Origin of the sequence: Streptomyces sp. NPDC015171, assembly GCF_043079545.1 — a bacterium.
Classification (GTDB): Bacteria; Actinomycetota; Actinomycetes; order Streptomycetales; family Streptomycetaceae; genus Streptomyces.
Genome location: NZ_JBIBUO010000021.1, coordinates 81651 through 105176 on the forward strand (window position 1 = coordinate 81651; position 23526 = coordinate 105176).

The window sequence follows — 23526 nt, forward strand, 5'->3', positions numbered from 1 at the left end:
GAGGGACGACGATGCCGCGTCATGGACATTCTGCTGGTCGCCGGCGCGCTCAACCGCGCCGCCCTGTGCCTGTACGGCTCCGAGCACCCCGCGTACAACCTGCCGTGTCCCGCCGTCCCGGGCCGGGCCGGCCGGCCGAGAACCGAGGCCCGCCCGCTCGGCGCCGAGGCCCGGCGGCCGGCGGCCGACCCCGCCCCCGGCCTGGACCCGCGGATCGCCGCCAAGGCCACCGCCCACGCGACCGACGGCCGGGAGGATCCCCTCGTCTCCCTGGCGGACGAGGGCTCGTACCGCCCCCGGTGCCCGGTGTCCGTGCGCAGGTCCCGGGGCGGGTCCGTCCGGCTCCTCGTCGCGTCGGGCGGGGTGCCCCGGTGACCCCGCGGCTGCTGGTGGCCGGTGTCGGCAACATCTTCCTCGCGGACGACTCCTTCGGCCCCGAGGTGATCCGCGCCCTCGGACACCGCCCGCTGCCAGGAGAGGTGCGGGTGCACGACTACGGCATCCGCGGCCTCGACCTCGCCTACGACCTGCTGGCCGGCTACGCCACCGCGATCCTGGTCGACGCCGCCCCGCGCGGCCACCGCCCCGGCACCCTCACCCTCCTCGAAGCCGAGCCCCCCGACGGCACCGTCACCCCCGAGGCCCACGGCATGGACCCGGCGAAGGTGCTCGCGCTCGCCGCGCACCTCGGCGACGAGCCGCTGCCCCGGATCCTCGTCCTGGCCTGCGAGCCGGCGGTCCTGCCGGAGCGCGACGACGAGGTGCTGCCGGGGCTCAGCGCACCCGTCCGGGAGGCCGTCGGCCGGGCCGTGGACGCCCTGCACACACTCGTCCCCGTTCTGCTGGCCGATCCGGCCGCGCCGGCACCGCCGTTGGGCCGCCCGGTGGAAAACGGGCACCCGCGCGCGGCTGCGCTGCCCGCCCTCCCGACCGCGGCGGCCGAAGATCGGTGAGACATCCGGGCCGCACATCCGCGGACCGGATCCCACCGCCGACTCCGAGGAGCTGCGCCCATGTGCCGGTCCGACGTCCAGCAGGCCGTCCTGGCGAAGAACGACGGGCTGGCCGCGAGCCTGCGCGACGACCTCGCCCGGCAGGGCGTGACCCTGGTCAACCTGCTCTCGAGCCCGGGCAGCGGCAAGACCGAACTCCTCGCCCGGGTGCTGGCCCGCGCCGGCGAGCGGGATGTGCCGGTCGCCGCGCTCACCGCCGACCTGGCCACCGAGAACGACGCCACCCGGCTGGCCAGGTCCGGGGCGCCCGTCCAGCAGCTGCTCACCGACGGGCTGTGCCATCTGGAGGCCGGCCAGGTCCGCACCCGGCTGGCGGACTGGCTGCCCCCGGACACCTCCGTCCTCTTCGTGGAGAACGTCGGCAACCTGGTCTGCCCGGCCGCGTACGACCTCGGGGAGAGCATGCGGATCGTGCTGATGGCGGTCACCGAGGGCGAGGACAAGCCGCTGAAGTACCCGACCGCGTTCGGCTCCGCCCATCTGGTCGTGATCACCAAGACCGACCTCGCCGGGCCGGCCGGCTTCGACGAGAGCCTCTTCCACGAGAACGTGCACCAGGTCAACCCGGGCGTGGAGATCGTACGGTCGTGCGCCCGCACCGGCACCGGCGTCGGCACCCTGCTCGACCGCGTCCTCGCCGTCCGCGACGGAGCCCCGGCGCACCGCCCGCCGCTCGCCCCGCACCCGCACAGCCACCACCACGCCGCCGCTGCCTCGTGACCGCACCCGTCGCCGGCCCGGTCCGGCGCCGCATCACCGTGCGCGGCACGGTGCAGGGCGTCGGCTTCCGGCCGTACGTGCACCGGCTGGCCACCGGTCTCGCGCTCGCGGGATTCGTGAGCAACACGGCGGACGGCGTCCTCATCGAGATCGAGGGCCCGGCGGACGAGGTGGACCGGTTCCACGGGCGGCTGACCGAACAGCCGCCCCCGCTGGCCACCGTGACCGGCGTCGGCTGCGAGGAACTCCCCGCCACCGGCGTCCCCGGCCCCTTCGCCATCCGCCCCACCGACCGGTCCCCGGGACGCACCCAGCTCCCGCCCGACACCGCGACCTGCGCCGACTGCCTGCGCGAACTGGCCGACCCCGGCGACCGCAGGCACCGCCACCCCTTCATCACCTGCACCCACTGCGGCCCCCGCTTCACCATCGCCACTGGCATGCCGTACGACCGGCCGGCGACCACCATGGCCGGCTTCCCGCTGTGCCCCGCCTGCGCCGGGGAGTACGGCGCCCCGGCCGACCGGCGCTTCCACGCCCAGCCCGTCGCCTGCCCCGACTGCGGCCCGCGCCTCACCCTCACCCCGGCCCCGGGCCTCGGAGTGCGGCCGGCCCGGGACGCCGAGGCCCTTGCGACGGCACGGGCGCTGCTCACCGCCGGGCGGATCGTCGCCGTCAAGGGCGTCGGCGGCTACCACCTGGCCTGCGACGCCACCGACTCCCGTGCCGTCGCCACCCTGCGCGACCGCAAGGAGCGGGGCGGCAAGGCCTTCGCCGTGATGTGCGCCGACCTCGGCACGGCGGAGCGCGTCGCGGAGCTCTCGGCCGCCGAACGGGCCGCGCTCACCAGCGCACGGCGCCCCATCGTCCTGCTGCGCCGGCGCACCCCCGGGGACGGGCCCCGCCTCGCCGGCCAGGTCTGCCCGGGCAGCCCGCACATCGGCCTGCTGCTGCCCTACACCCCCGTGCACACCCTGCTGTTCGGGCTGCCCGGCGATCCGCCAGGCCCCCGGATGCTCGTCATGACCAGCGGCAACCGCTCCGGCGAGCCCATCGTCACCGACGACGCCGAGGCGCTGACCCGGCTCGCCGGACTCGCCGACGCCTGGCTCGGACACGACCGGCCCATCGCGTGCCCCTGCGACGACTCCCTGCTGCGCGTCCGCGCCGACGGCACCGAACAGGTCCTGCGCCGCTCCCGCGGTTACGTTCCCCGCCCGCTGCGGCTCCCGGTGCCGGTCCGCCCCACGCTGGCCGTCGGCGGCGACCTGAAGAACGCCCTGTGCCTCGCGGAGGGCGAGCACGCCTGGTTCGGGCCGCACATCGGCGACCTGGGCGACCTGGCCGGGCTCGCGGCGGCCGAGCGGGCCGAGCGGCAGCTGACCCGCCTCACCGCGGTCACCCCCCGCCTGGTGGCCGCCGACCGGCACCCCGGCTACCACTCCACGCGTCTGGCCCGCCGCCGGGCCGCCGAGCTGGGCCTGCCCGCGCCGGTCCTGGTCCAGCACCATCACGCGCACATCGCCGCCGCGATGGCCGAACACGGCCTCGACGGCGGCACACCCGTGATCGGCGTCGCCTTCGACGGCACCGGATACGGCGACGACGGCACGGTGTGGGGCGGCGAGATCCTGCTCGCCGACTACGGCGGCTTCCGGCGCCTCGCCCGGCTGACCCCCGCCCCGCTGCCCGGCGGCGACGCCGGCGTGGCCAACCCCTGCCGCCTCGCCTTGGCCCGGCTGTGGGCGGCGGGCCTGCCGTGGACCCCGGGGCTGCCGAGCGTCGAAGCCTGCACGCAGACCGAACTGGCGGTACTGGAACGGCAGTTGACGCGGCAGCTGGCCTGCGTGCCGACCTCCAGCATGGGGCGGCTCTTCGACGCGGTGTCCTCCCTCGCGGGCGTGTGCCAGCGCGCCGGCTACGAGGCACAGGCGGCCCTGGAACTGGAGGCGGCGGCACTGGCCGCCCAGGACACCGACGCGGTGGCCTATCCCTTCGGCTTCCCGGCCGGCGCGTCGGAGATCGACCCGGCACCCGCGCTCCGCGCCCTGCTGGACGACCGGGCCCGGCACACCCCCGTCCCGGTCATGGCCGCCCGCTTCCACCGGGGCGTCGCCCGCGCGGTGGCGTACGTCTGCCGGCTCGCCCGCGAGGCGACCGGCCTGAACACGGTCGCCCTCACCGGCGGCGTCTTCGCCAACGCCCTGCTGGAGGAGGAGAGCGCCGCCCTGCTCGGCACGGCCGGCTTCACCGTCCTGCGGCACGGCGAAGTCCCCCCGAACGACGGCGGCCTCGCGCTCGGCCAGCTGATGGTCGCGGGAACAGCAGCCCACCACGAGACGGAGTGAGCCATGTGTCTGGCAGTACCCGGCAAGGTCGTGTCCATCGACCATCGCGCCGACCCCCTCACCGGCCTGATCGACTTCGGCGGCGTACACAAACAGGCGTGCCTCGAGTACCTGCCCGACATCCAGGTGGGGGAGTACGTCATCGTCCACGTCGGCTTCGCGCTCCAGCGCCTGGACGAGGAGTCCGCGCGGGCCTCCCTGGAGTTGTTCGGCCAGCTGGGGCTGTTGGAGGAAGAGTTCGGCGACGCCTGGGAGCAGGCGGCGCGGCAGCAGAGCGGGAGTGAGGCACGGTGAAATACATCGACGAGTTCAACGACCCGGACCTGGCCCGGCGGCTGCTGGACGAGATCCGCGCCACGGTCACCCGGCCCTGGGCCCTGATGGAGGTCTGCGGCGGCCAGACCCACTCCATCATCCGTCACGGCATCGACCAACTCCTCCCGGAAGAGGTCGAGTTGATCCACGGGCCGGGCTGCCCGGTGTGTGTGACACCCCTCGACGTCATCGACCAGGCCCTGGAGATCGCCGCCCGCCCCGGGGTGATCTTCTGTTCCTTCGGTGACATGCTGCGCGTGCCCGGCACCGGCCGGGACCTGTTCCGGGTCAAGGGCGAGGGCGGCGACGTACGCGTCGTCTACTCGCCGCTGGACGCCGTGGAGCTGGCCCGCGTACACCCCGACCGGCAGGTCGTGTTCTTCGCCATCGGGTTCGAGACGACGGCCCCCGCCAACGCCATGGCCGTCCACCAGGCCCGCAGGCTCGGCCTCGCCAACTTCAGCCTGCTGGTGTCCCACGTCAAGGTCCCCCCGGCGATCGAGGCCATCATGACCGCCCCGGACTGCCGGGTGCAGGGCTTCCTGGCCGCCGGGCACGTGTGCAGCGTGATGGGCACCGCCGAGTACCCGGACCTCGCCGAACGGCACCGCGTCCCGATGGTGATCACCGGCTTCGAACCGCTGGACATCCTCGAAGGCATCCGCCGCGCCGTCCACCAGCTCGAACGCGGCGAGCACCGGCTGGAGAACGCCTACCCCCGCGTCGTACGCGACCTGGGCAACCCGGCGGCCGTCCGGATGATCGAGGAGGTCTTCGAGGTCACCGACCGCAACTGGCGCGGCATCGGCCGGATCCCGGGCAGCGGCTGGCGGCTGACCGAGGCCTACCGGGCGTACGACGCGGAACACCGCTTCGACGTCTCCGGCATCCGCACCGAGGAACCGGCCGAGTGCCGGGCGGGCGAGGTGCTCCAGGGCCTGATCAAGCCCACCGAGTGCGCCGCCTTCGGCACGACCTGCACCCCGCGCACCCCCCTGGGCGCCACCATGGTCTCCAGCGAGGGCGCCTGCGCCGCCTACTACCTGTACCGCCGGATGGCCGAGAGCCCGGCACCGCGGGGATCCCGGATCCCCCAGGAGGAGATGAACCCCGTTGGCTGACCTCGCGACCGAAGCGGCCGTCGACCCCGCGAACTGGACCTGTCCCGCCCCCCTGCGCGACCAGCCGGTCGTGGTCATGGGCCACGGCGGAGGCGGCGCCCTCTCCGCCGAACTGATCGAACAGGTCTTCGCGCCCGCCTACGGCAACCCCACCCTGGCCGCGCTCACCGACTCCGCCGTCCTGGACCTCGGCGGCGCCCGGCTGGCCTTCTCCACCGACTCCTACGTCGTACGGCCGCTCTTCTTCCCCGGCGGCAGCCTCGGTGATCTGGCGGTCAACGGCACCGTCAACGACCTGGCGATGAGCGGCGCCCGCCCCACCCACCTGTCCGCCGCCTTCGTCCTGGAGGAGGGCGTGGAACTGGCCGTCGTCTCCCGCGTCGCCCGCGCCATCGGCGCGGCGGCCGAGGCGGCGGGTGTCGTCATCGCCACGGGCGACACCAAGGTCGTCGAGTCCGGACACGGCGACGGCGTCTACGTCACGACCTCGGGCGTCGGTCTCGTGCCGGACGGGGTCGACATCCGTCCGCAGCGCGCCCGGCCGGGCGACGCCGTCATCGTCAGCGGCCCCATCGGGCTGCACGGCGTGGCCGTCATGAGCGTGCGCGAGGGGCTGGAGTTCGGCGTCGAGATCACCTCCGACACCGCTCCCCTCGCGGACCTGGTGGCGGCCATGCTGGCGGTCACCCCGGACATCCATGTGCTGCGCGACCCCACCCGGGGCGGCCTCGGCACCTCCCTGAACGAGATCGCCCGCGCCTCCGGCACCGGTGTCCGGGTGCGGGAGCGGGCCGTCCCGGTCCCGGACGAGGTCGCAAACGCCTGCGGCTTCCTCGGTCTCGACCCGCTGTACGTCGCCAACGAGGGCCGGCTCGTCGCCTTCGTACCCCCCGAGCACAGCGAGGCCGTGCTCGCGGCCATGCGCGCACATCCGCAGGGCACGGGCGCCACCCGGATCGGGGAGTGCGTGGCGGAGCACCCGGGCATGGTGGTCGTCGCCACCGGACTCGGCGGCACCCGGGTGCTCGACGTGCCCCTGGGGGAGCAGCTGCCCCGCATCTGCTGAACCGCCCCCCGGCCCCGCCGTCAGGTCGGGGCCGGGACCGGCGCCACCCCCGTGATCTCCAGTTCCCGTCCGCTGCGCAGCTCCTGCGAGGGACGGTCGCAGCGCGGGCACCAGAAGAACGGCGGCATGCCCACGGCGAACTCCTCGGCACACCCGCCGCACCAGGCCCGCGCGGAGACCTGCTCCACGACCAGCCGGGCCGCGGCGAGCGCCGTGCCGTCGCGCGCCACCTCGAAGGCGAACTCCAACGCGTCCGGCACGACACCGGCCAGCTCCCCGACCCGGACGGTCACCGAGGCCACAGGGGCCAGGCCGTCCGCGCGGGCGATCTCCTCCGCCTGTTCCACGATCGCGCTCGCGATCGACAGTTCATGCACGGCGGCCTCAGGGATAGCGGCGGTTGGCGCGCAGCCCGCCGGTCATCCGGTAGATCCTCAACTCCCGTACCATTCCGGGTAGTTCCTTGACGAACAGGGCCAGCAGCAGACCGCCGAACAGCGTGGTCTGTGCGATCAGCACCTGACGTCCCGACAGCGCCGGCCTGCTGGCCGGACGGTGCTTCCTCACGATCACTCCCTGCTTCCTGTGCATCCTCGTCCGCTCCTCATCCCGGAGAGATGCTCGGCATCTCCTGCAGCAGGGCGTCGTGCCGCTGCCAGTGGATCCCCGTGGAACGGCGCGCGTCGGAGGTGCCGTCCTCGTGGTGTCCCGACTGGTGTCCGCCCCGGTTGCCCTGATGCAGACCAGGGACATGGCGGGGGGTGTCGGGCTTCGCCTGGGCGTGGCCCACTCGAATGCTGCCCATGATCGTTCTCCTTCCAGGTCCTCACGACCGCTCGGTGAGCTCCGCGAAGAACCGTTCCACGGCCGGCCACACCCGGCCGCCGCCGGCCAGGCCCCGCCACTCGCGGCGGACGACGGCGACCATCCGGTAGCAGTCGTCGACCGGCACGATCCAGTGCTCCTCGTGGCCGCGCACGCTGTTCACCAGCAACGCCTCCACGTCGGGTGCCACGGAGGCCAGCTGCGGACACTCGGCGGCGAGCCGCCGCCAGCCCGCCGGGTCCACCTCCCACCGCATGGCACCCGCGGGGCTCGGGCCCTCGGCGGTCACCGTGCCGTCGGCGCGCGGCACGAAGAACACCAGTCCCACCGGAACGCCCAGCAGCCCGGTGTCCACCGCGGGCAGCCGGACCCGGCGCCGCGGCACCGTCAGGTACCGGCCCTGACCCGCCCCGTCCCCGGGGAACAGCACCGAGCACGGCCGGCACACACACCGCACCTCGGCGTCCCCGGTGTCGTACAGGTGGGGGTGGTCGTCCGGTACCCGAGCCGCGCACAGCTCGCACCGCTCGGCCTCGGCCGTCGCCTTCCGTTCGGCGGCGGTGCGGATGACCCGGGCCAGCGCTCCGTCCATGGTCACCGCGCCTCCTGCGGCCGGGCGGCGGTCCGGCGCGTGAGCGTGGTGAGCGGGACGAACGCCGGTGCGGGACGGCGCTCGGCGGGCTCCGGCACCGTCTCCACCCCGGTCAGCTCCGGCGCGGCGGCCAGTACCGCCGCCCGCACGGCGGCGAGCGCGTCGGCGGCGTCCAGGGCGGCACCGCCGCCGCACCCGCCCCCGCATCCGCCGCCGCCCGTGCTCAGCCGCACCCGCGCCACCTGTCCTTCGACACCCACCCACCCCAGGTCGCCGCCGCGCTCCCGCACGGCAGGACGCAGCCGCTCCACGGCACGGGCGGCCCGCTGCTCCGGGGGCTCGGGGTGCAGGGCGTGCAGCACCAGCAGGTGGGTGAGCAGCTCGTCCTCGGCGAGCCGCTCCCGCAGCGGCGCTTCGGCGTGGTCCAGCACCCGGGCCAGGGCCTCGCCATAGACCTCGGTCAGGAGCGTCACGGCCTCCAGGGCCGGGCCGGGCGCGGAGTCCAGTCCGGCCAGCACCTCGTCCAGCCGGGTGAGCCGGGCCTCCACGGCCGGGTCCGGCAGCCGGACGGTGTCAGCCATGGTTCGCCCCGTAGGTGGGCGAGTGCACCGTGGTCAGGGTCTTGCCCTTGCCCATGTACATGTGCACGCCACACGGCAGACAGGGGTCGAAGCTGCGGACGGTACGCATGATGTCGACGCCCTTGAAGTCGTCCGGGCCGTTCTCCTCGAAGATCGGCTGGCCCTGGACGGCGTCCTCGTACGGGCCGGGGGTGCCGTAGATGTCGCGGGGGCTGGCGTTCCACGGAGTGGGCGGGTACGGGTGGTAGTTGGCGATCTTCTTGTCCCGGATCACCAGGTGGTGGGAGAGGACGCCGCGCACCGCCTCGTGGAAGCCGCAGCCGATCGCCTCGTCGGGCACCTCGAAGTTCTCGAAGACCTTGGTGTCGCCGGCGCGGAGCATGCCCATCGCCTCCTCCAGGAACTGCAGGGCCATGGCGGCGGCGTAGGCGACGAAGTACGGCCGGGCACGGTCCCTCTCAATGGTGTTGCTCCACTTCGGGATGTGCCACTCCAGGGTGGTCTCCGGCAGCGACTCGCCCTTGGGCAGGGAGATGCGCACACTGCTGCCGGTGGCCTTCACGTACGGCGTGTCGACCAGACCGCTCAGCGCGGTCGACCACAGCCGGGCGAGCGGGCCGCCACCCGTGTCCAGCGCCAGGTGCTCCCCGGACTGCTGGTGGTACCAGCGCGGGCTCATCACCCAGCTGTAGTTCCCCTCGAAGTCCCGCTTCTGCGGCACCGGAACCGTGGTCTGGTTCCAGGGGTGGCGCATGTCGACGGGGTTGCCGAGCGGGTCGTGGGTGACGAAGGGCTGCTCGTTGACCCAGTCCTCGTAGAAGGAGCTGCCGAGCATGATCCGCAGACCGAGGTTGATGTCGATCAGGTTGTTGGTGACCAGCTTGCCGTCGACGACGATGCCGGGGGTGACGTACATCGCCTTGCCCCAGCGGTTCATGTTCTCGTAGCGGTAGTCGACGACGTCCGGGTCCTGCCAGGCGCCCCAGCAGCCGAGCAGGATGCGGCGCTTGCCGACCTCCTCGTAGCCGGGCAGCGCCTCGTAGAAGAAGTCGAAGACGTCGTCGTTCATCGCCACCGCCTTCTTCACGAAGTCGATGACGCGCATCAGCCGGGCCAGGTAGTCGGTGAAGGTGTTCGGCTGCGGCATCGTGCCGACACCGCCTGGGTACAGCGTGGAGGGGTGCACATGGCGCCCCTCCATCAGGCAGAACATCTCCCGGGTGACCCGGCTGACCTTGAGCGCCTCCTTGTAGACCTCGCCCTCGAAGGGGTTGAAGGCCTTCATGATGTCGGCGATGGTGCGGTAGCCGTGCACCTCCCCGCGGGGCGCGTCGGTGCGCTCGGCACGGGCCAGGAGACCGGGGTTGGTCGCCTTGACCATCGCCTCGCAGAAGTCCACGAAGACCAGGTTGTCCTGGAAGATCGTGTGGTCGAACATGTACTCGGCGGCCTCGCCGAGGTTGGTGATGTGCTCGGCCAGCTTCGGCGGTTTGACGCCGTAGGCCATCTGCTGGGCGTAGTTGGAGCACGTGGTGTGGTTGTCACCGCAGATCCCGCAGATGCGGGAGGTGATGAAGCCCGCGTCGCGCGGGTCCTTGCCCTTCATGAACACCGAGTAGCCGCGGAAGAGCGACGACGTGCTGTGGCACTCCACGACTTCCCGGTTGGCGAAGTCGATCTTCGTGTAGATGCCCAGGTTGCCGATGATCCGGGTGATCGGATCCCAGGACATGTCGACGATCTGGGCGGGCTGGCGTCCGGCGGACCGGGAGTCGGTGGTGGTCATCTGCGGTGGTGCCCCTCGCTGTTCGGGTCGAGCGGATGGCGGATGCGGCGGATGCGGAGGATCGGTGTCGGCGGCAGGGCGTCAGGCACGCCAGCGCGGGTCGTAACCGCTGGTCAGCTTGCGCTTGTTGTGGCGCCACCTGGGCTCGTGGTTCACCATGTCGTTGGTGAACCCGCGCAGCCGCCGGATCACGGCTCCGTACGGCTTGATGACGAGGGACGACAGCGTGCCGCCCGGCGGCTCGTCCATGAACGGCATGAACGCGTCGGGGAATCCGGGCATCGTGCACCCGATGCAGATGCCGCCCACGTTGGGGCAGCCGCCGATCCCGGCCATCCAGCCGCGCTTGGGCACGTTGCAGTTGACCACCGGGCCCCAGCAGCCGGTCTTCACCAGGCACTTGGGCGAGTTGTAGTCGAGGCCGAAGTCGCCCTGCTCGTAGTACGAGCCGCGGTCGCAGCCCTCGTGCACGGTCTTCCCGAACAGCCACTGCGGACGCAGCATGTGGTCCAGCGGGGGCGGGGGAGCGGTGCCTGCCGCGTGCTGGAGCACCCAGATCAGGGCCTCCATGAAGTTCTCCGGCTGGATGGGGCAGCCGGGCACGTTGATGACGGGCAGCCCGCCCTGGGAGAGGTAGTCCCAGCCCAGGTAGTCCGCGAGCCCCATGGAGCCGGTCGGGTTGCCGGCCATCGCGTGGATGCCGCCGTACGCCGCGCAGGTGCCGGCCGCCACCACCGCCCAGGCCCTCGGCGCGAGCTGGTCGATCCACCAGTTCAGCGGCTGGGGCTCGCCGGTCTCCGGGTCGTTGCCGAACGAGGTCCAGTAGCCGTCGCCCTCGATGATGTTCTGGTTCGGGATCGAGCCCTCGATGACGAGGACGAACGGTCCCAGCTCGCCCCGGGCCGCCGCCCGGTAGGGGGCCAGGAAGTCCTCGCCGCCCAGACTCGGCGACAGCACCTTGTTGACGAGGTTCACCTTGGGCAGGCCCGGGATGAGGCCGAGCACGACGTCCTCGATGGAGGGCTGGTCGGCGGCGGTGAGGGAGACGGTGTCACCGTCACAGCTCATGCCCTCCGAGATCCAGAGGATGTGGACCTCGTCGAAGCCCTCGTGCTCCTCGGTGCCGCCGGGCTCACCGCGTACGTCGGTGGTACCGCTGTGTGTGGTCATGTCTGCGGCCTCCGTTGCAGCCGGTCTCGGGATCGGTCGTGGGCCGCGGCCTGCGGGGCCGCGAGCGTCGGGACGGATGGTTCGCCGGGGGAGTCGGAGCGGGCGGGTCCGGGCGCACCGGGCCCGGTCGCGTCGAGCGGTGCGACCTCGTCCGGCCGGAAGTAGTGGAACCGGCCGTACCAGCCGTGCAGTTCGGCGGCGGGGTCGTCGTCCACGGTGACGGCCAGGTGGACGCTGCCGTCGACGTCGTGGAAGACGGCGGCGACCTGTGCGGTCCGCCCGTCCAGGAACATGTCCTGGGCGTCGGCGCCCCGGCCGCGCGGGCACAGCCGCACCCGGCTGCCGCCGCCCACGGGCACCCCGTCCACCAGCACGGTGTCCGTCGTCGGGGAGAGGCCGTCGTCGCCGCCCTCCTGCCACCAGGCGGAGCGCTCGGCGGCGGGGGCCGGCACGGGGTTCAGGGAGCGGATGGTGCCGTGCAGCCGGGCGAGGACCTCCTCGGGCATGGTGTCCACCCGGTCGAGGATCTGCGCGGCCCGCGGATCGGTGGCGCGCGCCTCGGCCTTCTCCTCGTCGGTCAGCAGCATCGTGCGCAGCGTGAGGATCTCGTCGATCTCCGCCGCGTCGTGCAGATCGCCGGGGCTCTCCGGCGCCACCTGAGGATGGTCCGGGAGGATGATCGGCGCGGAGAGCAGGGACGCGGCCGTCGCCCCGTCCGCGGTGCCTGACTCCGGCGGTGACCCGCCGAGCACGGGGAACGTGAACGCGTTGCGGCAGCCGCGCGCCCGCTCCGCGAGGGCGGCGGGCGGGTCGATCAGCGACACGAACTCGATGCCGTCGCCGGTCAGCAGGGTGTGGGTGGCGAGCATCGCCTGCCCGAGCACCGCGCCCCGCGGGGCCGCCGGGTCCGGCGCGTCGTCCGTGTTCTCGGTGCGCACCCGCAGCCGGTACAGCTCCGGTGCGAGCGGCTCGGCCACCACCGTGGCCTCGGCCCGTACCTCCCGGCGCCGGCGCACCGTGCGGCCCGCTGCCGAGGGCAGCGGCTCGTACTCGGCGCCGGCCGGCGACCCCACGGTGACGGTCCGGCCGCCGCGCAGCAGTTCCGCCAGCGGCAGCACCAGCTCCCTCTCGCGGGGCACCGCTTCCTCGAAGGACAGCTGGGTGACCCCGTCGGCCGTCCGCAGCGACTCGACCGGACGGTGCCCGCCGTCCCCGTCCGCCTCCTCCACCTGCTTGTGCTGGAGCTGCAGGTACCGCACCCGCACCCGCAGGACCGCGTCCTCGCGCCGGACCCGGAACAGGCACTCGGTCTGCTGGTACCAGGAGTCGGCCGAGCCGGAGATCCCCGGCGCGACCGGCGCGTCCCGCTCCACCCAGTTCCGGGGCAGCAGGACCCCGAACTGCCAGCGGACCCGGTTCTTCGCCGAGGACCGGCGATAGGGATAGAGCAGATAGCCCTCGTACAGGACGGCGTCCGCCACGGCGCTCAGCTGCGCACAGCCCTCGCCGACTCTGTTCGCCATGCCGTCTCCTCGCCACCACCGGTGCGTCCGTGGTTGTCACCCCCACGGTCACACCGGTCACGGCGGCCCGCCCCTCCGGCGCACCGTCATTGGGCCGGACAGGGGAAAGCGCCCCCGAAATCCCCGGGCCGCCGAGTGCGGCTGGTCGGTGCGGGCCGGTTCTGGAACGGCGGCGCACGAGGTCCCGTACGACGGTCGTCGTCGGCGGGTGCCCGGGCGCCATGGGCGGCCGCCCGGGCCGGGGCCCCTCCCGTTGCCGGGCATCGCCGACAGCGACCGGCCACCGGAACAGCGGCGGACCGTGCCGGGGCAGCGTGCGGCGCCAGGCCCGGCCGCCTCCCGGCCCGCTCCGCCTCCCGGCCCGGTCCGGCGGGGCGGCGGCCGGCGCGTCCTGGGCCGGGGCGCACAGCCTGTCCTCCAGGGCGGCCGGCAGCTGGGCCAGATCGTCCGGCGGCACCATACGCCGCTCGACCGCGCGGATGTGTTCGCGTGGGTCAGGGCTCCCGCGCCCCGTCGGGCAGCCGCTCCAGTGCGACCAGGGCCGCGTCGTCGCCCAGGTCGCCGTGCACATGGCGGAGGAGGTCACGGCGGACCGCGGCCACCAGCGCCTCCAGGGGCCGTTGCGCGTGCGCCGCGACCCGGTCGGACAGGTCGAGGAAGCGGCCCTCCCGGTCCCGGGCCTCGATGAAGCCGTCCGTGTACAGCAGCAGCCGGTCACCGGGGCCGAACGGCACGGTCTGGGCGGCGGGTGCCGTCGCCAGCAGGTTGCCCAGGCCGAGCGGGGCCCCCGGCTCCTCGGGGAGCAGGTTCCGCACCCGCCCCGCGTGCAGGAGGAACGGCTCGGGGTGCCCGCAGTGCACGAGGCGGGCCAGGGGCTCGCCGGGCGGGAACTCCACCAGCAGGGCGGTCGCGAACCGCTCGGCGAACAGTGCCCCGCCGTCCGGCCGGTCGCCGTCGGGCACGCCGTCCACGGCGGCGATCTGCCGCCGGGCCCGCTCGTCGAGCCGCTCGGCGACCCGGATGAGCGAAGGCTCCTGGTGGGCGAGTTCGCGGAAGGCACCGAGCAGGGCGGCGGAGGCCCCGACGGCCGGCAGCCCCTTGCCCCGGACATCGCCGACCAGGACCCGGGTGCCGTACGGCGTCCGCAGCGCCTCGTAGAAGTCGCCGCCGATCCTGGCCTCCGACTCGGCCGGCAGGTACACGCCGCGCAGGGCGAGCGAGCCGATCCGGTGCGGCAGGGGGTGCATCAGCGCCCGCTGCGCCGTCTCCGCGACCGTACGGACCTGCCGCAGCTGGCACTCCCTGCGCCGGCGCAGGGAACAGGCGGCGAGCGAGGTCAGCCCGACCACGAACAGGCTGAACAGCACGACGTTCGAGTCGGGGTGCCCGTACTGTCCCGCGTCCGCCTGGAGCAGCGCGGTCACGGCCAGCGCGGCGCAGCCGAGGGCCGCGGTGGCCCAGGGCGGGAGCAGCACCGAGGCCAGGACCGGCACGGCGACCATGACCGGTGAGACATGCAGCCAGTCGGGAGTGAGCAGATCGGTGAGGGCGACGGCCGCCATCAGCAGCACGGGGGCCGCCGCCGGCAGCGGGCGGGAGCCGGCCGGGCGGTCGCGCAGGGCGGGCGGGGTCCGGGTGGACGGGGTGGCGGTGCGGGAAGCGGTGCGGTGCAAGGTCATCGTCGCAGAGAGGTCCGTAGCGGGGTGGGTATCCGGCGGGTGTGCCCGGCCGGGGCGGGTGCCGGTGCCGAGAGGCTGGACAGGGCGGAGTCCAGATGGCGGAGCAGGCGGCCCGTGTCGGCGTCGGGGGCCGGCGGGTCGCAGGCGGCGGCGCCGAGTCTGGTCAGGGCCTGGCGCGCGGCGGGCAGCGCGGGGTGCGGGCGGCCGCCCCGGCAGGAGTAGACGCACAGCGCGGTCGTCCGCAGCAACCGCTGGTACGGCTGGGCGAAGGCGGTGCCGGAGGGGCCGGCGGCGCCGGGACGCGTGTCGAGGAGCCGGCCCGTGGCGGTCAGCTGGCGGGCCACGTCGGCCAGGGTGCGCACCACCCGGCGGTCCAGGTGCCAGCGGCGGCGCCGGGCGGCCGGCCGTACGTTCCAGCGCAGGCTCTCGTGTGCCTCGTCCACGGCTGCGCGGGCGCGCTCCACCGCCGTGTCCAGGTCCCGCTCCCAGCCGGGCCCGAGCACCTCGCGGGGCGGCTCACGCCGGACGACCGTATCCGCGAGGCGGTCGAGATCCCGGGCGACCAGCACCCGCAGCTCCTCCAGCGCCCGCTCGGCGGAGCGCACGCGCACCGCCGGGAGGAGCAGCGCGCTGCACGCCAGGCCGAAGGCGATGCCCAGCACGATCTCCGCCAGGTGGGAGGCCAGCTCGGCGGGGTGGCGGCCACGCACCAGGGCGAACGTGATCAGCGCGGTCGTCGGCACATGGATGCCGTGGTGTCCGAGGAACCCGCGCCGGGCCAGCAGCACCGAGGCGAGCACGACCACGGCGAGACCCGCCATCTCGGGCCTGAGGTACAGGGCGCTGGGCACGGCGACGAGGACGCCGAGCAGACAGCCCGCGCCGTAGCGCACAGCGGCCGAGACCGTGCGCACCACGGTCGTCTCGACGACGAGCAGCGCCGCGAGCGCCCCCGCGTACGGGTCGGACGTGTGCAGCAGCGCCGTACAGGCCTGCCAGGTCAGCCCGGCGGCCACGGCGGCCCGGGCGGCGTCGGCCCAGTCGGTGCGTTCGACACGGGCGATGGGCCCGATCCGCCCGAGCCGTGCCGTCAGGACGGACCTCCGTGCGCCGCGCATACCGTCTTCGCCCCCATCGTCCTCGGGTTCCGCCGGCCGCTCGGCCGGCCCGGGCAAGGCCGCCCAGGATAGTCGGGCAAATGGGGCATAAGGCAAATAAAAGTTTTGTAGGTGCGGGCGGGTCCTCGGGCCACTGTCGGGTCCGTGCCCGCACCCGTACACTGCCAATCCGCAGGCATGCGGGCGCAGTTGAACGGGGGGAGCCGTCATGTCCGAAGGTCCGTACGGTCCGAGCCAGGGGTTCGGCGGACCCCCGCCACCTCCCATGCCGCCGGGGCCGCCACCCATGCCGGCCGCGCCGCCCGGGCCGCCGCCCGCCCCGCCGGACGCCTGGCGGGCCGCCGCGGTCGCCCTGCTCAACCTCAGCGGCCTCGGCCTGGGATACGCCCTGCTGCGCCGCTGGGTCCTCATGGCCGTCTGCTGGGCGGCGACCGGCGCGCTGCTGCTCGTCGCGCTCCCCGCCGACGCCGACGGCGTCCCCGGAGCCGCGCTCGCCGGATACGCCGTGTTCCTGCTGGCCGCGGCCGGCCACGGTGCCTTCGCCGGACTGCGTGCCCGGCTGGCCCTGCCGGGCAGGTCGCCCCTCGCGGTGCTGCTGGGCCTGGTGCTGCTCGCCGTACCGGCCGGCGGCGCCCTCTGGTACGACGACGCCCGGGACGAGGCCGTGGAGCAGGCGCTCCTCGGCCGTCTGGAGCGGGCCGACGACCTGGTGGCCGCGAGCGGCAGGCAGCGGTTCGCCAGCGCCTCGTCGGACTTCCGCGCGGCCCTGGAGGTCTACCGCGACATCGCCGTGCACCACCCCGGCTCCCGCGCGGCCGGCAAGGTACCCGACAGCCTGCGCACCTACTACGCGACGGTCGGCGCGGCGTACGGCCATCACGAGTACTGCGATGCCGTGGAGCCGCTGAAGTACCTCCGTACGGTGCCCCGCACCATGCCGCGCGAGCAGCTCGGCTCACTCACCGGCTGGCCCGACGACCGGCTCGCGACCTCGCTGTACGAGTGCGGTGCCGAGGGCCTGTCGGCCGGTGAGGTGGACTGGGTGGACCGCTTCGGCGACCTGCTGGACGCCTTCCCGCGGTCCGGGGCGGCGGCCAAGGTGGTGCCCGCCGTCGACGGGGCCGTGAAGAAGGCCGAGAAGGACGTCGGCGGTGACACACCCTGCGCGGCCGTCGAGCGGCTGCGCACCCTTGACACCCGCATCGGCGATCTGTCCGACGCCGTGGGCGACACGGGCGGCGGACTGGCGAAGATCGCGAGCCGGGCCGGCCGCAGCGGCGACTCCGGTACCTACGCGTGCGGGGTCGACCAGTACAAGGACGGCGACTTCGGCGCGGCGCAGAAGACCATGGAGCAGTTCGCCGCCGGCCACAAGGGGAACGGGAACCGGGCCCGCGCCCAGAAGATCGCCATAGCCGCCGAGGTCGCCCAGACCCTCCCCGCGGCCGGGAAGAAGCTGCCCACCACGGACTCCGGCGGCAGCATCTCCGTCACGGTCAAGAACGACAGCCCCGACGACATCACCGTCCTCTACACGGGCCCGGTCACCGGCAGCTTCACCCTCAAGGGCTGCGGCGGCTGCAAGGCGTACTCGCTCGCCGACACGCTGTTCACCCGCTTCAAGCCGTGCAGCGACAGCGGCAGGCACTACCCGCAGCGCACCATCAGCCTCCCCGTCGGCACCACCTACTTCGTGCACAAGCCGCACGGCGGCAGCACCGCGACCCCGGCCTCGGACACCGCCAAGCTCAGGTCCGGCTACATCTACACGGAGTGCGCGTACTCGACCCGGACGCTCGGGTCCGGGTAGCCGCGGGCGATGCCCCGCCGTCAGCGGCGGAAGGCGGGGTACTCCGGCAGCGGGGCGGACCACCAGCCGCCGGCGGGGTCCCGCAGCAGGCGCTCCATCGTCCGGGCGAGCGCCGGGAACTCCGTCAGCGTGCTCGCCGTCTCCCAGCGGTGCCGCAGCAGTTGGCGCACCGTCGGCACCGGGCGCCGGGTGCGGTGCATCGGCAGGTCCTCGCCGGTGCGGCCCAGCAGGCGCACGGTGGCGTGGACCGTCCAGGCGGCGATCGCCCGGTGCAGTCCGGCCCGCCACACCGTGTCCTCGGCCAGCTCCGGGTAGGCGGCCACGACCTCGGTCCGGTAGGTCTCCTCGATGTGCCGGGCCAGGCCGGCGGGGAGCCGGAAGACGCACCAGCAGGTGGCGAAGGGCATCCGGCAGTAGGCGGCGGTGAGGAAGACCGACTGGTAGGCGGCGGCCTCGAAGTCGATCAGGCGCAGGCCGTCCGGCGTGAGCAGGTTGTTGTCGGGGCAGGTGTCGCCCGGGGTGAACGCCGGGTACGGGTCACCGCTCGCCGCGCCGATCCGGGCCAGTTCGCCGGTCAGCTCCGGCGGCACGTCGATCCCCGACCCCGCGAGCACCGCCGGCAGTTCGGCCGCGGTCCGGGCGATCCCCGGCTCGTCCGCCCAGGACGGCGCACCCTGGCCGAACCGGTCCGTCAGCCGGGTGAACTCGGCCCGGCGTGCCACCGACCCGGCGGCCAGCCGGCCGAGGGCGCGGGCCCAGGCCAGCAGCCCCTCCCGTGCGGCCTTCGGATCGTCACCGAGCAGTACGTCCGCGAGGGTCGGCGCCTCGCCCAGGTCTTCCATGACCAGCACCCGCAGCTCCGGGTCCACGCCCAGCAGACCCGGTCCCGCCGCCGCGAGGGACAGGGCTGCCGCCTCGGAGGCGAAGCAGCGCACCGCCTCCGGTTCGCCCGTGAACGCCTTGACGACGACGCTGCCGCCGTCCGCGGTCCGGCAGCGCAGGACGGAGCTGCGGCTGGAGCCGCCGAGGTCGACCGGGCCGGACAGCTCGGTGCCCAGCAGGCCGCCGGCCGTGCGCAGGATCTGATCCATCCGGGCATCCTGCCACCGCCGCCGGCCGTGGCGTCACCGGGTTCGGTGATCCCGCGGAGGGGTCCCGGACGTCAATGTCCGGGGAAGGCGGCGACGCGCCCTCCGCTCACGCCGTCGCCGCACGTGCCGTCCGCTCCACCAGCGACACGCCGTCGCTCATGGACGTGCTGCCGTCGGAGAGGACCGCGACGAGATACCGGTGCCCCTTGACCGTGACCTGGCCGACGCTGTTCACGTCCCACAGGCCCGTGGTGTTGCGCTGCAGCCAGCCGTTCTTCAGCACCGGCCGGGCGGCGGAACCGCCGGCGGCGGAGACGCCCCAGGTCTGCTCGGCCACGACGTGGCCCATCAGGCCGCGGACATAGGTGCGGGACTCGGCGTCGAGGCCGCCGGAGCCCCGGTGCGCGGCGCCGCCGCCGGAGTCGAACACGGCCCGCAGCAGTCGGATCTGATCGCTCGCGGTCGTCCGGGTCAGGCCCCACTTGCCGCCGGACCCGCCCTTCGTGGTGATCAGCCCGAGGCGCTTGTTGGCCGCCGCCAGTCCGTCGGCCCGGCCGATCCGCCGCCACAGGGTGTTGGCCGCCGCGTTGTCGCTGCGCCGGATCATCGGCTCGGCGAGCTTCCGCTCCGAGACGGTGAGGTGCCGTCCGGCGTCCTGGGCCCGGAGCAGCAGCGCCGCGAGGATGTCGACCTTGACGATGCTGGCGGTGTCGTACGCCCTGTCCCGGCCGTGGAGCACGGGGGTGCGGCCGGTGCCGTCCAGGTCGAGCACGGCCGCCGTGGCATGCGGTGCCGAGGTGTGTCCGGAGGGCGCGGCGGCCGCGGTGGCCGGGTGCAGGAGACCGGTGCAGGCGAGGGCCGCTGCCGCGGTCGCGAGGGCACCGGCCCTGGTCCGGGCGGCGCGGGAGAAGCGGGACGACATGGGTCACGAACGTAGAGAAGAAGTGCCTCCGGCGACGTGGCGCCCGTCACCTCCGACCCCTGTTCGACCGGATTGTGAGAAGAGCCACCGAAGGAGCGCATTGTTCCGGCTGGTCCGTTCCGTGGCGGCGTGTACACGCGGAGGGGCCGCCCTCCTCGCTTATCTTCGGCCAGACACCGACATCCGGAGTGATTATGAAAAAATCGGATGAATTGGTTGGTGTGGTGGACGGTGTGGCGGCCGTACCCCTCGGCCCGCCCGCGCGCCGCATCCGGCCGCGGCCGCTCGGCACCGCCCTCGCGCTCACGGCCGGTGCCACGGCCGTGCTCCTGCTGTCCGGCACGCAGTGGCCGCACCATCCGGCCGTCCAGGCCTGGCGCACCGTCTGCCTGGCCATCACCGTCCAGGCGCTCCCCTTCCTGCTCCTCGGCACCGCCCTGTCCGGCGCCATCAACGCCTTCGTGCCGGCCGACCTGTTCACCCGGGTGCTGCCGAAGCGGCCGGCCCTCGCCGTACCGGTCGCCGGCGCCGCCGGGGCGATCCTGCCCGGCTGCGAGTGCGCCTCCGTCCCGGTCGCGAGCAGCCTGATCCGCCGGGGCGTGACCCCGGCCGCCGCCTTCGCCTTCCTGCTCTCCGCGCCCGCGATCAACCCCGTCGTCCTGATGGCCACCGCCGTCGCCTTCCCGGGCGACCCCGCGATGGTCGCCGCCCGGCTGCTCGCCTCCCTCGCCACCGCCGCCGTGATGGGCTGGCTCTGGCTCTGGCTCGGCAAGGAGAAGTGGCTGCGCCCCCTGCTGCGCCAGCGGCACACCGGCCACCGGTCCGGCCACAGCCGCTGGACCGAGTTCCGGCTCGGCTTCCAGCACGACTTCCTGCAGGCCGGCGGCTTCCTGGTGGTCGGCGCCATGGCCGCGGCCACCTTCAACGTCACCGTGCCCGGTTCCGTCCTCGACGCCTTCTCCGGCTTCCCCTGGCTGTCGGTGCTCTTCCTGGCTGCCCTCGCCGTACTGCTGGCCGTCTGCTCGGAGGCCGACGCGTTCGTCGCGGCCTCCCTCACCGGCTTCTCGCCGACCGCCCGGCTCGCGTTCCTGGTGGTCGGCCCGATGGTCGACCTGAAGCTGATCGCGCTCCAGGCCGGCACCTTCGGCCGGGCCTTCGCCTGGCGGTTCTGCACGGCGACCACCGTCGTGGCGGTCACCGCGAGCGTCCTGATCGGAGGCGCGCTGCTGTGAAGCGCCACGCCCAGACCCTGCTGCTGACCCTGACCGGCGTCGGTCTGCTGCACGCGACCGTCCTCACCGACACCTATCTGCGCTACGTCAAGGCCGGACTGCGCCCGCCGCTGATCGTGTCCGGGGCGGTCCTGCTGCTGCTCGGCCTGGCGGGCGCGGCCAGCCGGGGCCGAGGCCGGCCCGCTCCCCACGGGGTCCACGAGCACACACACGCCGACGCCGACGGCCGCCCCGCACACGACCATGACGACGGCAACGGCCACGCCGCCGCCGACGGGCACACCACCGGCCAGGTGCGGGGACACCCCCACGCACATGTACATGTCGAAGCCGATGACTCCGGGCACACCCATGGACACGACCACACCGCGACCCCGCGCATCGCCTGGCTGCTGTTCCTCCCCGCGCTCAGCCTGCTCTTCTACGCCCCGCCCGCGCTCGGCGCGTACACCGCGGCCCGCGCCAACAACAAGCCGGTCGCCACGCAGAAAGCCTTCGCCGCGCTGCCCGCCGCCTCGCCCCTGCCGATGACCCTGACCGACTTCACCAAACGCGTCCAGCAGGACCGCAGCCGGGCCCTCACAGGCCGCACGGTCCGGCTGACGGGCTTCGCCACCCCGGCGGCCGGGGGCGGCGGCTGGTACCTGACCCGCATCATCTTCACCTGCTGCGCGGCGGACTCGCAGACGGTCAAGGTGCGCGTGTACGGCACGCGCCCGCCGCCCGCCGATACCTGGCTCGCGGTGACCGGCACCTGGCACCCACGGGGCACCCTGGGCACCAGATCGGCGGAGGCGGCGCTCGACGTCCGCGACGCCCGGCCCATCGCCCAGCCGGTGAACGCCTACACCGACGACCTGCCGCTGGTCCCCTCCTAGCCCGCGCGGACGACGGGGCCGCGGAGGTGCACGATGGAGTCGTGACGCTCGCTCGCCGGTGCGCGAGAGGAGGCGGTGAACGATGGCGCGGACACCTCCCGTGACGGTCACCCGGGTGCGGCTGTGGCGGTGGCGGCGCAACCCGCTGCGGCGGCACAGCGATGCCGTCGAGGCCTGGATCGTCCTCGCCTGCTGGGCGCTGGCCGTGATCATCGGGGGATTCGCGGGGCTGGCGGCGGCACACACCTCCCAGTCGGCGTTCGCGGAACGGCTGGTCCATGTGCACGCCGTGTCCGCCGTGCTCACCGATGACGCGGCGCGGACCCCGGCGGCCGGCGGCAGTTACGACGACGGGCGGGTATGGGCCTCCGTGCACTGGACGGACGCGGACGGCTCGGCGCACACCGACCGGGCGAAGGTGCTGCCGGGCGCCCCCGCCGGCACCCGGGTGACGGTGTGGACGAACCAGGCGGACCGGATCGTGCCCGCACCGGTCACCGGCACGGGGGCCGACCTGCAGTCGGCCCTCACCGGCGCCCTCGTCGCCCCGGTGGCCGGCGCGCTGGTCTGGGGCGCGGGCTGGCTGGTCCGCGGCCGGCTCATCCGGCGGCGCATGGCCGAGTGGGACGAGGAGTGGCGGCAGATCGGGCCCCGGTGGGGGAACCTCAGCGGAGGCAGGGGCTGACCCGCGGGCCCTGCGCGAGCGGCGCGCGCCGCGCGGTCCTACCGCGCGGGTTGTACCCGGCCCGGTACTACCGCGGCCGGTGGAGCGGGACATCAACTCCCGGGTTGGCGACGTGCGGTACCCCGCGCACCTAGCTTGTGTGCCGTGCCGAGAGGCACTCGTCTACCAGGGGGAAACACATGCAGACGAACATCTTCACCAGGACGGTGCTGGCCGCCGCGACCACGGTGGCACTGGCGGCGGGCGGTCTCGCCGCCGCCGGCACCGGCTACGCCGCACCCGCGGCGGCGCACCCGGCGGCGGCCACCCGGGCCGTCAGCCCGCAGGCGGTGGACAACCTCGGCCTGAGCGCCGCCCAGGCGAAGAAGGTCCAGCGCTGGCTGAAGGCGTACTGGGGCTACACCGGTGCGATCGACGGCCGGCTCGGCACCGGCAGCTGGCAGGCCTTCCAGCGCTGCCTGAAGAAGTACTGGGGGTACACCGGCCCCATCGACGGCAAGGTCGGCGGTGGCACGGTCAAGGCGCTCCAGCGTCTCCTGAAGGACGGCTGGGGCTACACCGGTGCGATCGACGGCATCGCGGGCTCCGGGACCAAGGCCGCCTTCAAGCGGTTCGCCGACGGTCACTGACGTCCGGCCGGGCGGCCTGACCGGAGCGCCCTCCGTCCGCTCCCGGGCGGAGGGTCCCGGGCAGGCCGCCCGGCACGCGGTTCCCGGCCCGCACGGGGTGCCGGTCAGGGCACGCTGAGCGGGGTGCGGTCACCGAGGGCACGGGCGACAGCGGCCTTCACGAGGCCGGCGAAGAGCGGGTTCGGGTGGGTCGGCCGGGAGCGCAGCTCCGGGTGGGCCTGGGTGCCGACCAGGTAGGGGTGCTGGTCACGCGGGTATTCGAGGTACTCGACGAGCTTGCCGTCGGGGGAGGTGCCCGAGAAGACGATGCCGGCCTTCTTCTCCAGTTCCGCGCGGTAGGCGTTGTTGACCTCGTAGCGGTGGCGGTGGCGCTCCTCGACGTACTCCTTGCCGTCGTAGACCTCGCGCACGATGGAGTCCTC

Annotated in this window: 24 protein-coding genes and 1 pseudogene; 12 read left to right on the plus strand and 13 right to left on the minus strand. The window is 74.1% G+C overall.

From position 1 onward, the window contains the following. Positions 1 to 21: 21 nt before the first annotated feature. From ACF073_RS36235 to hypE, 7 genes are read left to right on the plus strand one after another with little or no spacing between them, the layout of a single operon-like run. Complete coding sequence (locus tag ACF073_RS36235; protein WP_392075742.1) at positions 22 to 375, plus strand: hypothetical protein; 354 nt, start codon at positions 22 to 24, stop codon at positions 373 to 375. Then, complete coding sequence (locus ACF073_RS36240; protein ID WP_392075743.1) at positions 372 to 953, plus strand: hydrogenase maturation protease; 582 nt, start codon at positions 372 to 374, stop codon at positions 951 to 953. The genes ACF073_RS36235 and ACF073_RS36240 overlap by 4 nt, the downstream gene beginning before the upstream one ends. A 60-nt stretch (positions 954 to 1013) precedes the next feature. After that, on the plus strand, positions 1014 to 1733 hold the full coding sequence (gene hypB, locus ACF073_RS36245) for a hydrogenase nickel incorporation protein HypB (RefSeq protein ID WP_392075744.1): 720 nt from the start codon (positions 1014 to 1016) through the stop codon (positions 1731 to 1733). Beyond that, complete coding sequence (gene hypF / locus ACF073_RS36250) at positions 1730 to 4081, plus strand: carbamoyltransferase HypF (protein WP_392075745.1); 2352 nt, start codon at positions 1730 to 1732, stop codon at positions 4079 to 4081. Before hypB ends, hypF begins: the two co-directional genes overlap by 4 nt. 3 nt (positions 4082 to 4084) lie before the next feature. Next, entirely contained in the window at positions 4085 to 4375 is a 291-nt protein-coding gene (locus ACF073_RS36255) for a HypC/HybG/HupF family hydrogenase formation chaperone (RefSeq protein WP_392075746.1), read from the plus strand. Continuing rightward, positions 4372 to 5517 (plus strand): hydrogenase formation protein HypD, encoded by a 1146-nt coding sequence (hypD, locus tag ACF073_RS36260; RefSeq protein ID WP_392075747.1) that lies wholly within the window; start codon positions 4372 to 4374, stop codon positions 5515 to 5517. Before ACF073_RS36255 ends, hypD begins: the two co-directional genes overlap by 4 nt. Further along, complete coding sequence (hypE, locus tag ACF073_RS36265; protein WP_392075748.1) at positions 5510 to 6583, plus strand: hydrogenase expression/formation protein HypE; 1074 nt, start codon at positions 5510 to 5512, stop codon at positions 6581 to 6583. The genes hypD and hypE overlap by 8 nt, the downstream gene beginning before the upstream one ends. Positions 6584 to 6603: 20 nt before the next feature. Here the strand turns inward: hypE and hypA are convergent, their stop codons facing one another. The 10 genes from hypA to ACF073_RS36315 all read right to left on the minus strand — a co-directional run bounded on the left by hypA (position 6604) and on the right by ACF073_RS36315 (position 15857). Further along, positions 6604 to 6960: a hydrogenase maturation nickel metallochaperone HypA gene (gene hypA / locus ACF073_RS36270; RefSeq protein WP_392075749.1), complete on the minus strand. Its 357-nt coding sequence runs from the start codon at positions 6958 to 6960 to the stop codon at positions 6604 to 6606. 7 nt (positions 6961 to 6967) lie between these two features. Beyond that, positions 6968 to 7150, minus strand: coding sequence for a hypothetical protein (locus tag ACF073_RS36275; RefSeq protein WP_392075750.1), 183 nt, complete (start codon positions 7148 to 7150; stop codon positions 6968 to 6970). 37 nt (positions 7151 to 7187) lie between these two features. Beyond that, positions 7188 to 7388 carry a hypothetical protein gene (locus ACF073_RS36280; RefSeq protein WP_392075751.1) on the minus strand — a complete coding sequence of 67 codons (201 nt, stop codon included), beginning with the start codon at positions 7386 to 7388 and terminating at the stop codon, positions 7188 to 7190. A 21-nt stretch (positions 7389 to 7409) separates the two neighbouring features. Beyond that, positions 7410 to 8006: a DUF5947 family protein gene (locus ACF073_RS36285; RefSeq protein ID WP_392075752.1), complete on the minus strand. Its 597-nt coding sequence runs from the start codon at positions 8004 to 8006 to the stop codon at positions 7410 to 7412. Continuing rightward, a complete protein-coding gene (locus ACF073_RS36290; protein WP_392075753.1) occupies positions 8003 to 8581 on the minus strand; it encodes a NifU family protein in 579 nt (192 codons plus the stop codon). Before ACF073_RS36290 ends, ACF073_RS36285 begins: the two co-directional genes overlap by 4 nt. After that, entirely contained in the window at positions 8574 to 10367 is a 1794-nt protein-coding gene (locus ACF073_RS36295) for a nickel-dependent hydrogenase large subunit (protein ID WP_392075754.1), read from the minus strand. Before ACF073_RS36295 ends, ACF073_RS36290 begins: the two co-directional genes overlap by 8 nt. An 81-nt stretch (positions 10368 to 10448) precedes the next feature. After that, the gene (locus ACF073_RS36300) at positions 10449 to 11537 is read right to left on the minus strand and encodes a hydrogenase expression protein HypE (RefSeq protein WP_392075755.1); all 1089 of its coding nucleotides are present in this window, start codon (positions 11535 to 11537) and stop codon (positions 10449 to 10451) included. Next, positions 11534 to 13060, minus strand: a complete 1527-nt coding sequence (locus ACF073_RS36305) for a hypothetical protein (protein WP_392075756.1) — start codon at positions 13058 to 13060, stop codon at positions 11534 to 11536. Before ACF073_RS36305 ends, ACF073_RS36300 begins: the two co-directional genes overlap by 4 nt. Before the next feature lie 494 nt (positions 13061 to 13554). After that, positions 13555 to 14739: a PP2C family protein-serine/threonine phosphatase gene (locus ACF073_RS36310; protein ID WP_392075757.1), complete on the minus strand. Its 1185-nt coding sequence runs from the start codon at positions 14737 to 14739 to the stop codon at positions 13555 to 13557. Beyond that, the gene (locus ACF073_RS36315; RefSeq protein WP_392075758.1) at positions 14736 to 15857 is read right to left on the minus strand and encodes an FUSC family protein; all 1122 of its coding nucleotides are present in this window, start codon (positions 15855 to 15857) and stop codon (positions 14736 to 14738) included. The genes ACF073_RS36310 and ACF073_RS36315 overlap by 4 nt, the downstream gene beginning before the upstream one ends. Before the next feature lie 265 nt (positions 15858 to 16122). On the opposite strand from ACF073_RS36315, the gene ACF073_RS36320 reads away from it, so the two are divergent. After that, entirely contained in the window at positions 16123 to 17667 is a 1545-nt protein-coding gene (locus tag ACF073_RS36320; RefSeq protein ID WP_392075769.1) for a hypothetical protein, read from the plus strand. 20 nt (positions 17668 to 17687) lie between these two features. On the opposite strand, the gene ACF073_RS36325 is transcribed toward ACF073_RS36320, so the two are convergent. Next, positions 17688 to 18758, minus strand: coding sequence for a hypothetical protein (locus ACF073_RS36325; RefSeq protein ID WP_392075759.1), 1071 nt, complete (start codon positions 18756 to 18758; stop codon positions 17688 to 17690). A gap of 106 nt (positions 18759 to 18864) precedes the next feature. Further along, positions 18865 to 19680 carry a serine hydrolase gene (locus ACF073_RS36330; protein WP_392075760.1) on the minus strand — a complete coding sequence of 272 codons (816 nt, stop codon included), beginning with the start codon at positions 19678 to 19680 and terminating at the stop codon, positions 18865 to 18867. Between the two features lie 194 nt (positions 19681 to 19874). Here ACF073_RS36330 and ACF073_RS36335 point away from each other — a divergent pair, with 194 nt between their 5' ends. The 4 genes from ACF073_RS36335 to ACF073_RS36350 all read left to right on the plus strand — a co-directional run bounded on the left by ACF073_RS36335 (position 19875) and on the right by ACF073_RS36350 (position 23104). Continuing rightward, positions 19875 to 20912, plus strand: coding sequence for a permease (locus ACF073_RS36335; protein WP_392075761.1), 1038 nt, complete (start codon positions 19875 to 19877; stop codon positions 20910 to 20912). Then, positions 20909 to 21790 (plus strand): TIGR03943 family putative permease subunit, encoded by an 882-nt coding sequence (locus tag ACF073_RS36340; protein WP_392075762.1) that lies wholly within the window; start codon positions 20909 to 20911, stop codon positions 21788 to 21790. Before ACF073_RS36335 ends, ACF073_RS36340 begins: the two co-directional genes overlap by 4 nt. Before the next feature lie 82 nt (positions 21791 to 21872). Continuing rightward, the gene (locus ACF073_RS36345; RefSeq protein ID WP_392075763.1) at positions 21873 to 22475 is read left to right on the plus strand and encodes a hypothetical protein; all 603 of its coding nucleotides are present in this window, start codon (positions 21873 to 21875) and stop codon (positions 22473 to 22475) included. A 179-nt stretch (positions 22476 to 22654) separates the two neighbouring features. Continuing rightward, positions 22655 to 23104, plus strand: a complete 450-nt coding sequence (locus ACF073_RS36350) for a peptidoglycan-binding protein (RefSeq protein ID WP_392075764.1) — start codon at positions 22655 to 22657, stop codon at positions 23102 to 23104. 104 nt (positions 23105 to 23208) lie between these two features. Here the strand turns inward: ACF073_RS36350 and ACF073_RS36355 are convergent. Further along, a pseudogene (locus ACF073_RS36355) lies at positions 23209 to 23526 on the minus strand (CTP synthase); the annotation flags it as partial.

Coding starts and splice junctions, on each gene's coding strand:
- ACF073_RS36235 (WP_392075742.1), top strand. CDS start 22: ATGGACATTCTGCTGGTCGCCGGCGCGCTCAACCGCGCCGCCCTGTGC.
- hypB (WP_392075744.1), top strand. CDS start 1,014: ATGTGCCGGTCCGACGTCCAGCAGGCCGTCCTGGCGAAGAACGACGGG.
- ACF073_RS36255 (WP_392075746.1), top strand. CDS start 4,085: ATGTGTCTGGCAGTACCCGGCAAGGTCGTGTCCATCGACCATCGCGCC.
- ACF073_RS36280 (WP_392075751.1), bottom strand. CDS start 7,388: ATGGGCAGCATTCGAGTGGGCCACGCCCAGGCGAAGCCCGACACCCCC.
- ACF073_RS36290 (WP_392075753.1), bottom strand. CDS start 8,581: ATGGCTGACACCGTCCGGCTGCCGGACCCGGCCGTGGAGGCCCGGCTC.
- ACF073_RS36295 (WP_392075754.1), bottom strand. CDS start 10,367: ATGACCACCACCGACTCCCGGTCCGCCGGACGCCAGCCCGCCCAGATC.
- ACF073_RS36300 (WP_392075755.1), bottom strand. CDS start 11,537: ATGACCACACACAGCGGTACCACCGACGTACGCGGTGAGCCCGGCGGC.
- ACF073_RS36305 (WP_392075756.1), bottom strand. CDS start 13,060: ATGGCGAACAGAGTCGGCGAGGGCTGTGCGCAGCTGAGCGCCGTGGCG.
- ACF073_RS36310 (WP_392075757.1), bottom strand. CDS start 14,739: ATGACCTTGCACCGCACCGCTTCCCGCACCGCCACCCCGTCCACCCGG.
- ACF073_RS36315 (WP_392075758.1), bottom strand. CDS start 15,857: ATGCGCGGCGCACGGAGGTCCGTCCTGACGGCACGGCTCGGGCGGATC.
- ACF073_RS36320 (WP_392075769.1), top strand. CDS start 16,123: ATGCCGCCGGGGCCGCCACCCATGCCGGCCGCGCCGCCCGGGCCGCCG.
- ACF073_RS36325 (WP_392075759.1), bottom strand. CDS start 18,758: ATGGATCAGATCCTGCGCACGGCCGGCGGCCTGCTGGGCACCGAGCTG.
- ACF073_RS36330 (WP_392075760.1), bottom strand. CDS start 19,680: ATGTCGTCCCGCTTCTCCCGCGCCGCCCGGACCAGGGCCGGTGCCCTC.
- ACF073_RS36335 (WP_392075761.1), top strand. CDS start 19,875: ATGAAAAAATCGGATGAATTGGTTGGTGTGGTGGACGGTGTGGCGGCC.
- ACF073_RS36345 (WP_392075763.1), top strand. CDS start 21,873: ATGGCGCGGACACCTCCCGTGACGGTCACCCGGGTGCGGCTGTGGCGG.
- ACF073_RS36350 (WP_392075764.1), top strand. CDS start 22,655: ATGCAGACGAACATCTTCACCAGGACGGTGCTGGCCGCCGCGACCACG.